This window comes from Desulfosporosinus acidiphilus SJ4, assembly GCF_000255115.2.
GTDB classification, from domain to species: domain Bacteria; phylum Bacillota; class Desulfitobacteriia; order Desulfitobacteriales; family Desulfitobacteriaceae; genus Desulfosporosinus; species Desulfosporosinus acidiphilus.
Genome location: NC_018068.1, coordinates 4,854,768 through 4,870,559 on the forward strand (window position 1 = coordinate 4,854,768; position 15,792 = coordinate 4,870,559).

The 15,792-nt window shown below is 44.3% G+C and carries 14 protein-coding genes; 2 read left to right on the top strand and 12 right to left on the bottom strand.

Annotated elements, in window-relative coordinates:
* Positions 1–56 precede the first annotated feature (56 nt).
* The 10 genes from DESACI_RS22170 to sleB all read right to left on the bottom strand — a co-directional run bounded on the left by DESACI_RS22170 (position 57) and on the right by sleB (position 10,912).
* Positions 57–743, bottom strand: coding sequence for a hypothetical protein (locus DESACI_RS22170; protein ID WP_014829464.1), 687 nt, complete (start codon positions 741–743; stop codon positions 57–59).
* 167 nt (positions 744–910) lie between these two features.
* A complete protein-coding gene (locus DESACI_RS22175; protein WP_014829465.1) occupies positions 911–1,273 on the bottom strand; it encodes a response regulator in 363 nt (120 codons plus the stop codon).
* A gap of 19 nt (positions 1,274–1,292) precedes the next feature.
* Positions 1,293–2,504 carry an alanine racemase gene (gene alr / locus DESACI_RS22180; protein ID WP_014829466.1) on the bottom strand — a complete coding sequence of 404 codons (1,212 nt, stop codon included), beginning with the start codon at positions 2,502–2,504 and terminating at the stop codon, positions 1,293–1,295.
* Positions 2,505–2,508: 4 nt separating this feature from the next.
* On the bottom strand, positions 2,509–3,591 hold the full coding sequence (locus DESACI_RS22185; protein WP_014829467.1) for a lipid II:glycine glycyltransferase FemX: 1,083 nt from the start codon (positions 3,589–3,591) through the stop codon (positions 2,509–2,511).
* A gap of 603 nt (positions 3,592–4,194) precedes the next feature.
* Positions 4,195–5,787, bottom strand: coding sequence for a CTP synthase (gene pyrG, locus DESACI_RS22190; protein ID WP_041276176.1), 1,593 nt, complete (start codon positions 5,785–5,787; stop codon positions 4,195–4,197).
* 232 nt (positions 5,788–6,019) lie between these two features.
* Positions 6,020–6,478 carry a DNA-directed RNA polymerase subunit delta gene (gene rpoE / locus DESACI_RS22195; protein ID WP_014829469.1) on the bottom strand — a complete coding sequence of 153 codons (459 nt, stop codon included), beginning with the start codon at positions 6,476–6,478 and terminating at the stop codon, positions 6,020–6,022.
* 68 nt (positions 6,479–6,546) lie between these two features.
* On the bottom strand, positions 6,547–8,226 hold the full coding sequence (argS, locus tag DESACI_RS22200; RefSeq protein WP_014829470.1) for an arginine--tRNA ligase: 1,680 nt from the start codon (positions 8,224–8,226) through the stop codon (positions 6,547–6,549).
* Complete coding sequence (locus DESACI_RS22205; protein ID WP_014829471.1) at positions 8,223–8,657, bottom strand: YwiB family protein; 435 nt, start codon at positions 8,655–8,657, stop codon at positions 8,223–8,225. The genes argS and DESACI_RS22205 overlap by 4 nt, the downstream gene beginning before the upstream one ends.
* Positions 8,658–8,843: 186 nt before the next feature.
* Positions 8,844–10,208, bottom strand: coding sequence for a PepSY1/2 domain-containing protein (locus tag DESACI_RS22210; RefSeq protein WP_014829472.1), 1,365 nt, complete (start codon positions 10,206–10,208; stop codon positions 8,844–8,846).
* Between the two features lie 11 nt (positions 10,209–10,219).
* Positions 10,220–10,912 carry a spore cortex-lytic enzyme gene (gene sleB / locus DESACI_RS22215; RefSeq protein WP_014829473.1) on the bottom strand — a complete coding sequence of 231 codons (693 nt, stop codon included), beginning with the start codon at positions 10,910–10,912 and terminating at the stop codon, positions 10,220–10,222.
* A 231-nt stretch (positions 10,913–11,143) separates the two neighbouring features.
* Between sleB and DESACI_RS22220 the strand changes: the two genes are divergently transcribed.
* Positions 11,144–12,019 (top strand): radical SAM protein, encoded by an 876-nt coding sequence (locus DESACI_RS22220; RefSeq protein WP_014829474.1) that lies wholly within the window; start codon positions 11,144–11,146, stop codon positions 12,017–12,019.
* 21 nt (positions 12,020–12,040) lie between these two features.
* Here DESACI_RS22220 and DESACI_RS22225 read toward each other — a convergent pair whose 3' ends face one another.
* Positions 12,041–13,192 carry a UDP-N-acetylglucosamine--LPS N-acetylglucosamine transferase gene (locus DESACI_RS22225; protein ID WP_014829475.1) on the bottom strand — a complete coding sequence of 384 codons (1,152 nt, stop codon included), beginning with the start codon at positions 13,190–13,192 and terminating at the stop codon, positions 12,041–12,043.
* Between the two features lie 170 nt (positions 13,193–13,362).
* Between DESACI_RS22225 and ybaK the strand changes: the two genes are divergently transcribed.
* Entirely contained in the window at positions 13,363–13,842 is a 480-nt protein-coding gene (gene ybaK / locus DESACI_RS22230) for a Cys-tRNA(Pro) deacylase (protein WP_014829476.1), read from the top strand.
* A 261-nt stretch (positions 13,843–14,103) separates the two neighbouring features.
* On the opposite strand, the gene DESACI_RS22235 is transcribed toward ybaK, so the two are convergent.
* Positions 14,104–15,762, bottom strand: coding sequence for a glutamine--tRNA ligase/YqeY domain fusion protein (locus DESACI_RS22235; protein WP_014829477.1), 1,659 nt, complete (start codon positions 15,760–15,762; stop codon positions 14,104–14,106).
* Between the last annotated feature and the right edge of the window lie 30 nt (positions 15,763–15,792).

The window sequence follows — 15,792 nt, forward strand, 5'->3', positions numbered from 1 at the left end:
TCTCTTTAGGATTTTCCTCCGAAGATTTTCAGAATTCTTCTCAAAATCCCGCGAGACTAACGCCACTTTTCTTCCTCCTTATTTGTTTTAGAAAGAGGCTGCCCACGTAAAGGGCTGTTAATTCTCCAAGTCTTATTTTCTTCCAAATACATTGAGTTTATGCCTTCAACTTGTCGAACATTATCCGAGCTGTCTGCATAAATAACTCCCACAGCCTCACAGCATTCACAGTATAGTTCAATTCGATCAGGTAACAACTCAAACGATAATTGATGATTGCCGCAAGCGCAGCCCAAATCTCCTTGCTTGGCTAAAGAATGAAGATGATCTAAAATCCGAAGCATAACTTCTGGGTTTTCAAATTCTTCTTGATAACCCAGTTCCACAGCCAATTCCCCAATGGATTTTTCACGTTCATGACATGCCTGTGTAACTTTCTGCTTGGGGCCAATATATCCTACGGAAGCCTCCACTGTAGGACAAACCAGAGGCAAAGCCTCTTTTCCCCAAATGGCACGACGGTTTAATTTTAAATAATGAGTCTGCCCACAGTAAGCGCAAGCATAACTGATATTGAACTGTTGACGGTTCCGGCTGGCTACTGAAATCAATTGCAAACCGCAACCACAATGCAGATTCTTTCGTCCTTGTTGAGAAAATGCAAAGAGAGAGAGGGCATGAAATTCTAGCTCCCCACATTTGGGACACTGAATTGCTATGGTCGAGTTCGTTGTTAGAATCATATTTCCCACCTCTTCCTACAGCTTATATTTCGTCATATAAGAAGATTTTCCTGCCATTACCTCAACAAAAAAAGTGATAGGCGAGAGCAGATACTCCCGCCAAACTTAGCTGGCACTTATAACGCTTGCACCTTTTGACCTTTGCTAACCATAGCAAAATAATAGACTTATATAGTTTTTAAGATCGCTCGCACTCGCTCTCTTAATTCAAATAAGTCAAAGGGTTTCCCCATATAGCAAAGGATTCCTAAGTCCTTTGCTTGTTCCATATTTTGAATATCACCATAAGCTGTCATCATAATTACTCCTACCTGACGATTTAAGGCACGAATCTTCTCTAACGTTTCCAAACCATTCATTCCGGGCATTTTCATATCCATTAAGATGAGATCAGGTCCAAACGATTCAAACAAACGAAGGGCTTCTACTCCATTTGCAGCCATTTCAACCTCATGTTGATCCTCCCGAAAGGTCTCAAAAAGCAGGCGTCTAACCCCGAGCTGATCATCGACAATAAGAATTCTAGCCACATGCTACATCCCTTTCCCATCAAGTTTCTGTCATGGAGGAATATTCTGTATATAGCGGTAAAACTCCTTCTTTTATAACCCGTTTTGACAATATTTGTTCATCTTGTCGATATATTCTGGGTATCCGAGGATTTGCTAACGTGCGGCGCAAGGGTATTTTGACCTCATCCCCTAAGACACAGTTCTCATTGCCAATATCCAAAACCGTTAACTGCATACCTATTTTTCCCGCAACTCGAATGGATCGACCTTTCAGCACTACCCTTTCTTGACCAAGAGTTATTCCCAATAAGGCCGCAAAATTCTTTATAACAATTTTAATAAAGTCAATGAGGCCTTGAGGTACAAAATGGGGGGTTACGCCAAAGCCATCTGCATAACCCACAGGAATAACCGCTAACTGCGTCTCCGATTTCGTTCGAAAAATGCTCTGATATCCTACAAATGTTCCTTTAGGAACCTTCCGCAATTGTACAACTCGGCTTTTCGCAGTCCACGGATCACGTAAATTTATCCTCCCGGCAAAGCCTTCACCGGGATAGTGTCCTACCAGCAATGTCCCAATTCGCACAAAACTATGATGCCACTCGGGATAATCCAAGAACGCTGCGCTGTTGCAAACATGTTGCCAAAGAGGGGAAATTCCCAAATCTCTTAAACAAGTTAAGGACTCCTGAAAACGCTTATATTGTTCCAAAGTATACCTCTTGTCCCTTTGCGCCGCTCGGGCAAAATGAGTATAAGCTCCCACAACTTCAATGTGAGAAGCCCGTCCCAAAACCTTGGCCAACCCCTCCAGCTCCGCCGGCCAAAATCCCGTTCGCCCCATTCCTGTCTCAAGCTTAAGATGAACCTTTACTTGCGGGAAACCTTCCTCTTCCATGCGTGCACTTGCAGCATTCAGCTCGTCTACCCAGGAAATTTCAGAAAGCGTCAATTGTAATTCCGCTTTTATAGCCTGCTCCCACTCTTCTTTAATCGTCGGCCCTAATACCAGAATAATTCCTTTAATGCCATGCTCCCGCAGGACAAGCCCTTCTTCTACTTTCGTAACAGCAAAGGCTTCACAGCCCTCTCGCTCTAAGGCTCTGGCCACTTCAACCGCACCTAAACCATAACCGTCAGCCTTAACAACTGCCATACATCGTGCCCCAGGTCGAAGCTGTTTTATAATTTCGCGATAATTACCCACAACAGCATCCAGATCGACCTCAATCCAGGTTCCTGTCATGTCCTCATCCCCTCCGCCTTTGCCGCATCTTACCGATAACTCCTTTAACCACATCAGAATAAATCGGTTCTAAATGATTCCATAAGGAATAAATCAGGGGGCGATAAACCAAATCCCATTCCCCAATAAATTCCGTATATTCCCCATTAAAGCCCTTCTTAAATCGATAAAGCCCATAGAGCGGATTATCCTCGGTCAAATGTCCCGGAACCCCCCGGAAATCATACAAAGTACAGTCCAAGGACTTCGCCCAGCGAATCATTTCCCATTGAATTAAGTAATTAGGCATAACATTTCGGTGGGAATTCGAAGATGCCCCATATATGTACCAGGCTTTATTGCCAATCACAAAGGCCAACGTTCCGGCGATAATCTTCCCTTCAAATTCGCCGATAAACAATTCTCCTAATCCTGCCGGAACTAAAGAGTCATAAAGATCTTCAAAATAAGAATAAGCACGTACCAAGAATTGGTCGCGCTCAGTTGTCTCTTTTAAAACACGATAAAACTCCGGCAAATCCTCTCGTGTTCCTCGTCGAATCACAACTCCCTTTTTCTGAGCCAAACGAATATTATAACGCGTTTTTTGCTGCATATTCGCTAACAGCTCATCCTCAGCGGGGGATATATCCAAACGAAACACATATTTCGGCTGAACCCCCTCAAATCCCTTTCCAGTCTCCGCAGAGCGGAACCCACGAGACACCAAAAATTGTTCCAGCTCTTTTTCTAAAGAAGGAACATCCGGATCAACTTTAAGGAAAATAGCCCCCCTTTTCTTCGCTAACTTCCGAATCTCCGCCAGCACAAAGTCAAACAGAGCAGTATCTTCCAAATCAAGAACAGGCCCCCGGGAAGCGTAAAAAATGGGAATACCCACAACCGGAATCTTACGTTCTAAAATAGAAACCGCTGCAACGATCTCCCCGTCTTCTTCAACAACCAGCCTCCAAGGTTCCCACTCAGTATGGTTCTTGATTTCTCCCCATTCCCAAGACTGGAGCACATGTCCTTTTTTATGACCGGCTAAAAACGTATTAAAACGCGATCGCTCGCTCTGATCAATCCAACGTGCCACATAAGCCATTCGTCAACTTCCCCCCTCTTTCCATTCTTGCCATGGTTCCCTTTAGCTAATCAAACGAGGCAAACTTATGCAAGGAGAGTACGTGCGATCCCCTTAAATCGAGGCGGGCGAGACAGAGGGACGGGTCTCTTGTCTCATCAAAAGGAGACAAGAGACCCGTCCCCCCTGTCTCCTCAGCTTATCTCGGGCAAAAGAATCATCCCATATCTAAATTCAGACGAATGCGCATGAAATGTGTCATCTCCAGGGCTCTTCAAAGCGTGTCAAAAGGACCGTCCCCAAAATGTTATTCAAAGCGTCTCCAAAGAACGACCCCAACACGTCTCGAAACCAGGACGCAGTGTCACGCAAGCGCGAAGTCTCTTACGTAAGCAGAAAAGCAAACTCCGTGAAAGCGACCCCAGATACGGGGCAGCGCACAGGGATGTGCGCTGCCGCCATTGCGCCTGGACGACGGCACAGGATGTGCCTAGTGCAGGGTACGCCATGGATGGCATAGTACCCTGCGGGCGCATATGGCGGGTACCCCGCTCCCCAGAGAAAAGAGCTTGAACGGTAGTTTGCTCTGTGTCGTAAGACTGAGCGCTGTGTGACACAAGTCCCCTACTTAAGGGCCGCTCTAATAAACTCTCTAAACAGCGGATGAGCCCGATTGGGACGAGACTTAAACTCCGGATGAAACTGCGACGCCACAAACCAAGGATGCTCCGGATATTCGGTAATTTCAACAAGCCGACCATCCAGCGATGTCCCTGAAAAACGCAATCCCGCAGCTTCCAGTTCACCGCGATACTGGTTATTAACCTCATAACGATGACGATGCCTCTCGTAGATCACTTGATCTTGATAAGCCCGAAATGCCTCACTGCCCTCAACGAGCTTGGCAGGAGAAATTCCTAAGCGCATCGTTCCGCCCTTATCCTCAACATCCTTCTGCTCAGGAAGGATATCAATCACCGGGTAAGGTGTGTCAGTATCAAATTCCGTACTGTTGGCGTTTGCCATCCCGCAAACATTACGAGCAAACTCGATGATCGCCGTCTGCATGCCTAAACATATCCCCAAAAAGGGAATCTTTTGTTCCCGGGCATAACGAATCGCTTCGATTTTCCCTTCAATTCCTCTATTGCCAAACCCACCGGGGACCAGAATGCCGTTAACCCCTTCAAGGTACTTTTCAGCGGATTCTTCTTCAATATCTTCGGAGTTAATCCAGCGGATCTTAACCTTGGCCCCATGCTCAGTTCCTGCCGAACGCAAAGCTTCGGCAACACTCAAGTAGGCATCAGGCAATTCAACATATTTGCCCACAATGGCAATCTCGGTCTCTAAGGTAGGGGATTTAATTCTTTCAACCATCTCTTTCCAAGATGTCATGTCTGCGGCAGGAGCCTGGATTCCCGAGCGACGAAGAACAATATCATCAAGTCCTTCTTTTTGGAGCATCAAAGGAACCTCATAGATTGTTGAAGCATCCACGCAAGGGATAATAGCCTCTGGCTCAACGTCACAAAGCAAAGCTAATTTCTCTTTCATTTCTTTGGAGAGATCTTTTTCAGACCGACAAATAATAATAGTCGGTTGAATGCCAATACCCCTCAGCTCTTTGACAGAATGCTGAGTCGGCTTGGTTTTCAGTTCGCCCGACATTGGTAAATAAGGAACCAGAGTAACATGTATGTAAATCACATTCTCCGGACCGATATCCTTTTTCATCTGACGGATGGCCTCAAGAAACGGCAATGATTCAATATCTCCAACCGTTCCGCCGATTTCAGTGATGACAAAATCAGGATGACTCTCTCGAGCCACACGGTAAACCCGTTCTTTAATTTCATTGGTAACATGAGGAATAACTTGAACCGTCCCTCCAAGATAATCCCCTTTGCGTTCTTTGCGTAAAACGGACCAATAAATCTTTCCGGTTGTAACATTGCTGTTTTTGGATACAGGTACATCAATAAAGCGCTCATAGTGGCCCAAGTCTAAATCCGTCTCTGCTCCATCATCCGTTACAAACACTTCACCATGTTGATAAGGGCTCATTGTTCCGGGGTCAACGTTGATATAGGGATCGAACTTTTGAATGGCGACTTTTAACCCTCTATTTTTTAATAGACACCCCAAAGACGCGGCTGTAATCCCCTTACCTAATGATGATACAACACCGCCTGTCACGAAAATAAATTTTGTCATGCGCTTTACCATTTCCTTTCAGACCTTAAATATAGACCGCACTGAAACACATAAATAAAGCTAGTCTGCAAGTTGCACTAGCTTTACTTTATCACGCCAAAAGAACTTATTGACACAAAGAATCGTGTCAATTTGTTTCCTTTCTCGTATCTTATTCATCTATTTTAGCTAGACTGCCAAAGGATGTCAAGCCGGACATCCTTTGGCAAGTGTTGTTCATACTTCCTTATTCTTACCATTTTTCTTCAGACTGTGCTTCGGACGTCTCTGCAAAATCCTCTTCTTCGCTATCAAGGGAATCCTCATCTAAGGGATCATATTCCAGATCCTCAGCATCAACGTCTAGTTTATTATCGTCGTCTTCCTCATCCTCCGCAATCTTATTCATCAATGTAATTGCAGAGGAACGCCGGGTGGCTTTTGGCGGTTCCCAAACCTTTAACCCCCATTCACCACGCCCATGAAATGTAAAGCGGGTGTCGAGGTTAATCTTAGTCAGCGCTTCAGCAATCCGTACAGCCTCCTTGGAAATCCCCAAACGTTGTAAGACTTCCTCTATTAAAATCTGATAATGCATAGGGTTACCCTGGGACTTTAGAACCTCATAAGCAATATCTGCTTCTGTTGGTTTATCCTTTTTACTTAAAGAGTGGCTCAAAGCTCCACCGCCCTTCGTCGTTTTGAATACCACTATATTCGGTCCACCCCTAAATATTTCCTGCCAACCATTATTTAAATCGAAAAAATAATCTGAGAACCTCACATCTTTTCCGGAGCTGACACCCCGAGAATACCTAATGAATTGGCGATAATTTGCTTGACTGCCCGGACAAGACCAAGACGGGCTCGACGCAATGATTCATCCTCAATCAGTACCCGTTGACTATTATAAAACGTATGGAATAATCCTGCCAGATCCAAGACATAACGGGCTAAACGATGGGGTTCCAGCAATCGAGCCGCAACCATAATCTCGGAGGGAAAATCCGCCATTTTCTTCAGGAGATCCCGCTCCTCCGGAGAAATTAATAATTTCAGATCTTCTTCACTAGGATCGCCGGTATCTCCCAGTTCATGAGCTTGCCTTAAAATACTGGATAAACGTGCGTGAGCGTATTGAACATAGTACACCGGATTATCCGATGATTGTGCCTTCGCTAAATCCATATCAAAATCTACCGTAGAATCTGGGTCGCGAAGATTAAAGAAGAAACGAGCCGCGTCTTTGCCAACTTCCTCCATTAACTCCCGTAAGGTAATGTATTGTCCGGAACGCTTGGACATTTTAACAACTTCACCGCCCTGTATCAGGCGTACAAGCTGCATCAAAATAATTGTCAAATTATCCGCATCATACCCTAAAGCTGACATTGCCCCCTTCATCCGGGCCACATGTCCATGATGATCGGCTCCCCAAACATTAATGACGTTGTCAAAGCCACGGTCAAACTTATTGCGGTGATAAGCAATATCTGCCGCAAAATACGTAGGGGTTCCATTGCTTCTGACAACGACTTCGTCCTTTTCATCTCCGAAAAGGGTTGACTTAAGCCAGAGGGCCCCTTCTTTTTCATAGATATATTCTTTCTTTTGAAGCTCTTCTAACGTCGAACGCACGGCACCAGAATCGTGGAGAGATTGTTCACTGAACCAAACATCATAAGTAACACCAAAATCCTCCAGAGTCTCACGGATACTCCGCATTTTTTCATCAAGAGCATACCTTACCAGAAGCTCCCGCCTCAAACTGGGGTCCACCGCGAGATATTTATCCCCCACTTTGGAGATTAAGCCTTTTACCGTCGTAATTAAATCTTCCCCGTGATAACCGCCTTCCGGAAAAGGAGCGTCTTGACCCAATTGTTGCAAATAGCGGGCTTCTAAGGACAAGGCAAAGTTGTGTATTTGATTTCCGGCATCATTAATATAGAATTCGCGGGAAACTTCATATCCCGCCATAGCAAGTAAGGATGCAAGACTGTCTCCCAGAGCTGCCCCCCGGGCGTTGCCCATGTGTAATAGACCGGTGGGATTAGCACTGACAAACTCAACTTGTACTTTCTTCCCTTTACCCAGATCAACCTGCCCATAGCGCTCCCCTGCTTGAAGTACTTCTCTTATAACACCCGTAAGCCATAGTGGATCTAAACGAAAGTTAATAAAACCAGCCCCGGCAATCTCCGAGCTTTCAATCCATGTACCTGTTTTATCCATGTGTTGAATGAGCGTTGCAGCAATCTCCCGCGGAGAACGTTTTGCTTGTTTAGCCATCACTAAAGCTAAATTCGTAGCCAAATCTCCGTGCTGACGTTCCCTTGGCTCCTCTAACACATAGCCGGGAAGTTCCTCGAAGTTTAAATCTCCTTTTGCTTTGGCACTGTTTGCAGCCTGTTCTAATTGACAAATAATTTTACTTTTAATTTCTTCATAGAGACTCATTGAGGGTTATCCTCCTTTATGGTTACCCACAGCAAATTATGACTTACAAAATTATCATCGACAAAAAGGTCATATTCTAGACTAATACGTCCCCCCTGTGCTGTCAAGTCACACTCTACACGTTGCGGCAAAACACTCAGCCACATTTTTCCGTAGCGAGTAACATACTTGCTGGAGCTCCGAACACCAACCTGAAACTCCTGTGCCAGATCGACGGCCCCTTTGCGGTTTAGCGCCACACGATCCTTTTTTAATGTTAAAAACGTTGTTACCCCTTCAAACCCGCTAACGCTCTCAGGTTCCTTATAAACAGCATAGAAGGCATTGTTCTTTTCATAATATGTTCCCGGAACAGACAGTTCCTGCCGTTCATCCTGGCCCTCAGAGTATTTTTGCGTGCCCAAAATTTGAATGGTCACTTTCCTTTTCAAACGAAATACCCCTATCTTTTAAAATAATAATGCCTATTCTCGTTAGTCAGGGAAAACTCCTCTATTTGCTTTAATAAAATCCCTCATCCAATAGACTTCTCATAGTCAACATAGCGAGAGGGATCGGTCCCTCTCGCTATTTATAAACTTAATCTTTCCTTTCAGGTAAATAAACAAGCAGTTCCATCACTGAAGGTACTCCCCACGCGGCGTTTTAATAATTCGCTGAATTTTCTCTTCGCTGCCATTTTGGGCATTAAGATAAATGAGATAGTCTTCACCCTGATATCGTCCTCGAAACTCATAAGCATAGACTTCCTGGTTTCCGCTTTTGGCTATGACAGCCAGGCGGCTCTCTTGGATTTTAAAATTGGTACGTAATTTTTGAACAGCTTGGTTCAGAGAAATCTTTGCCGGGAAGGTTCTCGTATGATGAAAAGCATAATAGGGTGCAGCATCAAGACCCACCAACTGTCCGTTATCCAATGCCACCATTAATCTAACTTTATCCGGATAAAGTCTCACCCCATCCTGTTCGGCAACTGCATCAAATTCCACATAGGAACCGAAATCCTCACTTGATGTTATCACGAGGTTCCAGCCAAGGGTCTTTAAAATCGCTTTAGCCTTTTGTGAGGCATCATCGACGCTCAAGGTTCGTTGATTAATGGATCGTTGATCCCGATAAAATGTTACAACTCCCCCTTGACGGCTAACCTCCATGTACGCGTCTTTATAGTTCCACGAATATCCTTTGAAATCACCATTAATATCTCCGGCAAATTTCGGAGCTGCATCAGCATAACCGACTTTTGCTAAAAAGCCTTGGGCAGCGCTTTGAGCTTGGGCTTTGTCCACCTGTCCGGAGGGAAGACCCAGCGGTTTCTGAACAACCCGTGCTGAATACTCCCCGGTATAAGTAAAGGGAGGCAATTTTTGCAGACTTGCATCCAACTGATCTAATCCCGATCGAACCGATTTAGTGGGAGCCTCCGAACCATCAGCAGCCGCCTCAGCGATTTGCGGGCCACCTAAACCCAATCGTTGTCTCAGAGACGGAGCCGGATCTGTCCAGGCTAAATTCTCGGTATCCATTCTGGTCATGAGTGTTTGAACCTTCTGATTAACAGGTATTAAATCATTGTGCATCTCTTGAAGGGTTTTCGCCTCATCATTAGTGATAGTCCCTCCCCCTGCCACTTTCTGGGCTAAGGTCCTGGCAAAATCACCCGATTGCGTCAAGAATTGGCCAATGTAGCTAAGACCTGCTTGTTCAGCCGGAAGCTGCGCAAAATCCTTGAGCGCACCTTCGCTTTTACTTGATACCTGGCTCAAGTATAATACCTGCTGGTTTGGACTATTTGCTACGTTACCCTTGGCCATGACCGTCTCCATTTGATCAAGATGGCTTGCAAAGTCGCTGAATGCCCTGCGGCTATTGTTCTCTGAAGCAAGGCGATAATCTCCAGCCTGACGATATTCGTTGATTCCCCAGCCTAAGGAGAGCAAAAAAGCCGCGGCTAAAGCTCCAATCCATAATCTTCTATGCATGACTCTTCCCCCTACTTCGTAAAAATATGATTCCCAATCTTCGTTAGCTCAGGTCGGGACCAAATATATTTGTTCGTGGTCTTCGCAGGGTTAAAAAAGAAGAGCGCTCCTTTTGAAGGATCAACCCCGCTTGCTGCCTCTTGGGCTGCACGAATGGAGGAAGCACTAGGCGTTAAATTAATTTGCCCATCATTAACACTGGAAAAAGCCCCCGGCTGATAAATAATGTCAGCAATTGTTTTGGGGAAAGCCGGATCCGCAATGCGGTTGAGAATAACCGCGGCAACCGCCACCTGTCCTAAATAGGGTTCACCTCGAGCCTCACCGTTCACCGCATGGGCTAGAAGATTAATATCAACATTCTTATACCCAATAGCCTTTCCTGCAGCATTGGTACTTTGACCCGTTAATCGTTTTAGTTCACTGATAGTTTTGGTTCCTGCCAACCCATCAATCTTAAGGCCGTGATCCTTTTGGAAACTGCGGATTGCTGTCTCAGTTTTGGGGCCAAACGCCCCATCAATAGGTCCAACACCATAACCTAACTGGACCAGCCTGCTTTGCATTTCTTTTACATCAGCACCCCTGCTCCCCCTGCTCAGCGTGCGGTCCCCTAATGCTCCGTAAGCAATCCCTGTCAAGGCAATACTTAAAATTACTCCCGCGATGAGAACAATCCACCGAGGTCTTTGACGTAATTTCATACCCTCACCTCACTTATTTAATAGTCTTTAGTGTGGCAAAAGAGCATAAAAATTATCCGGCATTATCCTCAATATCTTAAAACTTAAAAATTAAAACCTTATAAGTTATTAAATACTGGTTATATACTATAACGCAGTGAATAAGTAATCATTAATTATGCGGAATAGGAAGGTACTTACTCAGAACTTGTAGAAAGAATACATAATTAACCAACTTTAGGAGGGGATACTGTGCATTATGAAGGGATTCTATACCGACCACCCAGTGAGGCGAAAAGCGTCATCCTTCAGATCACGGTGGGATGCCGTCATAACCTCTGTACCTTCTGCACCATGTATAAGGAAAAAACCTTTCGAATTAAATCACGGTCCGAAATTATGGCTATGATCAAGGAAGCCCAGGACTACAACCCTGGGGCAGAACGAATCTTTTTAGCAGATGGGGATGCTCTGGCAATTGATACATCCTTGCTTCTCGAAATTCTTTCTCAACTTTATGCCAGCTTTCCCCGCCTCCTACGCGTTGGCATTTACGGAGGCCCCAAGGATATTCTTGCCAAAACGCCGGAGGATCTGGTCTTACTAAAAGCCCATGGTTTAACCATCGTCTATTTAGGAGTAGAAAGTGGTAATCCTGAAGTTCTGAAATCTGTCTGTAAGGGAGTTACCCCGGAAGAAATGATTTCCGCAGGCCAAAAGCTTAAGGCAAGTGGTTTAATTCTTTCTTGTACAGTCATTATCGGTCTGGGAGGAAAGTCTTTAAGCCAAGCCCATGCCCTCAATACTGCTCAAGTCATCAGCAAAATTGATCCCCAATATTTAGGGGCCTTAACCCTAATGGTTGATCCGGAAGCACCTTTAGCCAAACTTATTCAGCGGGGTGAATTTCAGCTTCTTGATCCCTGGGAGTCGTTATCTGAACTCAAATCCATGTTGGAAAACTTGGAAGTATCCCACTGTGTTTTCCGCAGCAATCATGCCTCCAATTACTTACCTCTTCGCGCCACACTTCCTGAAGATCGTACACAGCTCCTGACAACCCTCGATAGAGTCTTGAAAACCTCTGCCCTTGAAGAATTGCGCCCGGATTACTGGCGAGGACTTTAAAATAAAAGGCAAAGAATCTTTTTAACCGATTCTTTGCCTTCTGTTCGACGCTTCCACTAAATGCAGCATTTCTTCAACCGCTCGTTCGGTAGAGTGACCTGCTGAGGCTAACGCCGCTTTACTACGCATCCTTTCAATCATATCCGGATGTTCTAATAAATGGATTAACAGGCGATCTAATTCTTCTTCACTCTCCGCAACGTATCCTGCCCCTACCTCTCTGACATATTGTGCATTTTCCTCCTCTTGTCCGGGAATGGGCCTAAAAATTATCAAGGGCAAATGTTTTGTTAAAGCTTCGGAGACTGTTAATCCTCCCGCTTTCGTAATAATAACATCGGAAACGGACATCAATTCCTCGACATTATGAACGAACTTATACCGGACTAACGGGTTTCCGGCCTGAGCAACAACCTCGTCCAAGGAATTATACAGTTTTTCATTATGACCGCATACAACAAGGCATTGAACCGGAAGAGGATAATCCGTTAGTTTTTGATAAATTCTCTTTATGCTTTCTGTAACTCCGAATGTTCCCCCCATAAACAAGAATGTGGGAAGGCCCGACCTTAAACCTAACTTTTCCGTCAAAGAAAGCCGATCCTCTTTAAATTCAAACCTTGGACTAACCGGAATACCTGTTACATGAATATTTTGGGCTTGTATGCCCCAGAACACTAGTAGTTCTTTAACTTTAGCACAAGCAACAATGTAACAATCGACTCCCGGATGAACCCAATGGCTATGCACCGTATAATCTGTAATAACTGTAGCTAGCGGGACAAGGAGAATTTGCTTAACTCTCAATTGAGCAAGAATTGAGGAGACAGTGGGGTATGTGCAGACAATTAAATCCGGTTCGAATTTCTGAATGTAATTCAGAAAATTACTCCGCCCCAATTGGTTCAATAACCGTTGACTCATGGATTGCGGGTGGACCTTACCCGTTTTATAATAAAAACGGCCCCAAAGCTTGGGGGCTCTGCGCAAAAGCTTACTATAAAAATCTTTTATGATAGTATTAACCCGGATATTTAGAAATGCGCCGAAGTCCAAGTGAATGATATTGGCAGAAGGCACCTTTATCCGTATTCCTTCGATAACTGCTTCAGCCGCTCTTACATGACCGTTTCCAAAGGACGCCGAAAATACGAGAACCCTAAGTTCCTTCAAAGTTGGCCCTCCCTCTTAATGGCTAACATGATTTGAACCATTTCCTAGTGTTTCCTGTCTCTATTATAGGGATTACTCCAAGAAAAAGAAAGCGAATAACCTTAGCAACGTTAAAAAGCGAATTGCTATCCCCAAAAAAGAATACCATAACAAAGGTGGACTAAAACTTTATGCGAAAAACTAATGCAGCCCGTATTCTTGACCAAATGAAACTGTCTTATGAGCTCAAAGAATATCCCGTTGATGAGTCGGATTTATCAGCCGTTGCCGTAGCCCAAAAAGTCGAGCTTCCCGTCCAACAAATCTATAAGACCATAGTTGCTCGAGGCGACAAAACCGGAGTTATTGTTGCCTGTATCCAAGGTGATCTTGAGCTCCATCTTAAAGGGCTTGCCGCATTGAGCGGAAATAAAAAAGTAGAGGTCGTCCCTCTCAAAGAAGTTCAACCTCTAACCGGATATATTCGAGGAGGCGTATCCCCCCTTGGCATGAAAAAATCATATCCAACCTTCATTGACTCAGCCGTTACTTCACAAGAAAAAATTTCAATCAGCGCTGGCTTACGGGGACTTCAAATCTTCTTGCGTCCATCCGACTTAATCATGGCCGCAAAAGCCCAAGTAGGCAAAATAGCGACAGAACCAAGCTAGTGAACCGGCGCTCTCATTGAATTCTCATTTATATTTAACTAATCTATAGAAAGGCGTTCTCAGCCCACTATAATTCAATAGTGTTGTAGAACGCCTTTAGCTATTTGCAACCGTATTGGACACGCCACAGTGAACTCGTTTTCATCTAAAGCTGAACATCGGGACTTCGGCGACGGAAGTGTCCTTAGGACAGTTTCGCCGAAAGCGCCTAGCCAATAACAAATGCTATGACACCGAAGGATGAACTCTACCCTCTCCTTTCTAGCTCTTAGGAAGCTCGAAAGAACTTTTCAGGGACACAATTCGGTTAAACACAAGATGATCTGAAATTGAATATAACGGATCAACGTTAAAATACCCATGTCTAAAGAATTGGAATTTATCTTGAGGCTTAGAAACCTTCATGGTCGGTTCCACATAACCATGGACAATCTCCAGGGAGTTTGGATTAATATGCTCTAAGAAAGAACCGCTATCATCCGTATCATCTTCTAAAATTAAAGGTTCATATAAGCGAAACTCGGCCGGGATAGCTTGCCGGGCCTCTACCCAGTGAATTGTACCTTTAACTTTTCTTCCTGTAAAACCTGTACCGCTTTTAGTTTCCTGATCATAAGTGCAGTGAAGTTCAAGAACTTTGCCTGATTCATCCTTAACAATTTCGTTGCATTTAATGAAATAAGCATTTTTCAAACGAACTTCATTGCCCAGATAAAGTCTATGATACTTCGGCGGCGGATTCTCCGCAAAGTCATCTTGTTCAATATAAATTTCTCTGGAAAAAGGGATCGAACGACTCCCCATCTCCGGGTTTTCGGTATTGTTTTCTGCTTCCAGCATCTCTACTTGGTCTTCAGGATAATTGGTAATGATTACTTTCAAGGGCCTTAAGACCGCCATAGTACGGGGGACTTTGAGTTTTAGGTCTTCTCGAATGAAATGTTCCAACATTTTAGTATCAACGACACTATCTGCTTTGGCAACTCCTATTTCCCGAGCAAAATTGCGCATAGCCTCAGGAGTATACCCCTTTCTGCGCAGTCCGGAAATAGTTGGCATCCGCGGATCATTCCAACCATCAACAATCTTGTCCTCAACGAGCTGTTTTAGCTTCCGCTTACTCATAACTGTATTCGTCAGATTTAAACGAGCAAATTCATATTGTTGGGGGACATTCTCCATTTCACATTCCCGTACAATCCAATCGTACAAAGGCCTATGGTCTTCAAATTCCAAGGTGCAGATTGAGTGAGTAACCCCTTCAATAGCATCTTCCAGTGGATGGGCAAAATCGTACATGGGATAGATACACCATTTGTCCCCTGTATTATGATGGGAGGCATGAGCAATCCTATAAAGAACAGGGTCCCGCAAATTAATATTCGGAGAAGCCATGTCAATTTTAGCTCTCAGGACCTTTTCACCATCTTTAAAAATCCCACGTCTCATGCCTTCAAAAAGCTCGAGATTTTCTTCTAGGGACCTGTTTCGCCAGGGACTTGGTTGACCCGGTTCTGTCAACGACCCTCTTGTCTTTCTGATCTCTTCTGCTGACAAGTCACAAACATAGGCCTTGCCCTTTTTAATCAGCAGTACGGCACGGTTATACATCTCCTCAAAGTAATTTGAGGCAAAGAACAATTCATCCCATTCATACCCCAACCACTGAACATCCTCTTTAATGGACTGAACATATTCTGTATCTTCTTTAGTTGGATTCGTATCATCAAAACGCAAATGGGTTTTCCCTTTAAATTCATCAGCTAATTCAAAATTAAGAATAATGGATTTGGCATGTCCAATATGTAAATAGCCATTAGGTTCCGGCGGAAATCGTGTAACAATATGATCAACTTTACCCGACTTAAGATCTTCAAGTATAATATTTCGCAAAAAATTCGAGGAGGATTTATGTTCCATTAATGATCAACCTTTCTCGCTTTTGTGATC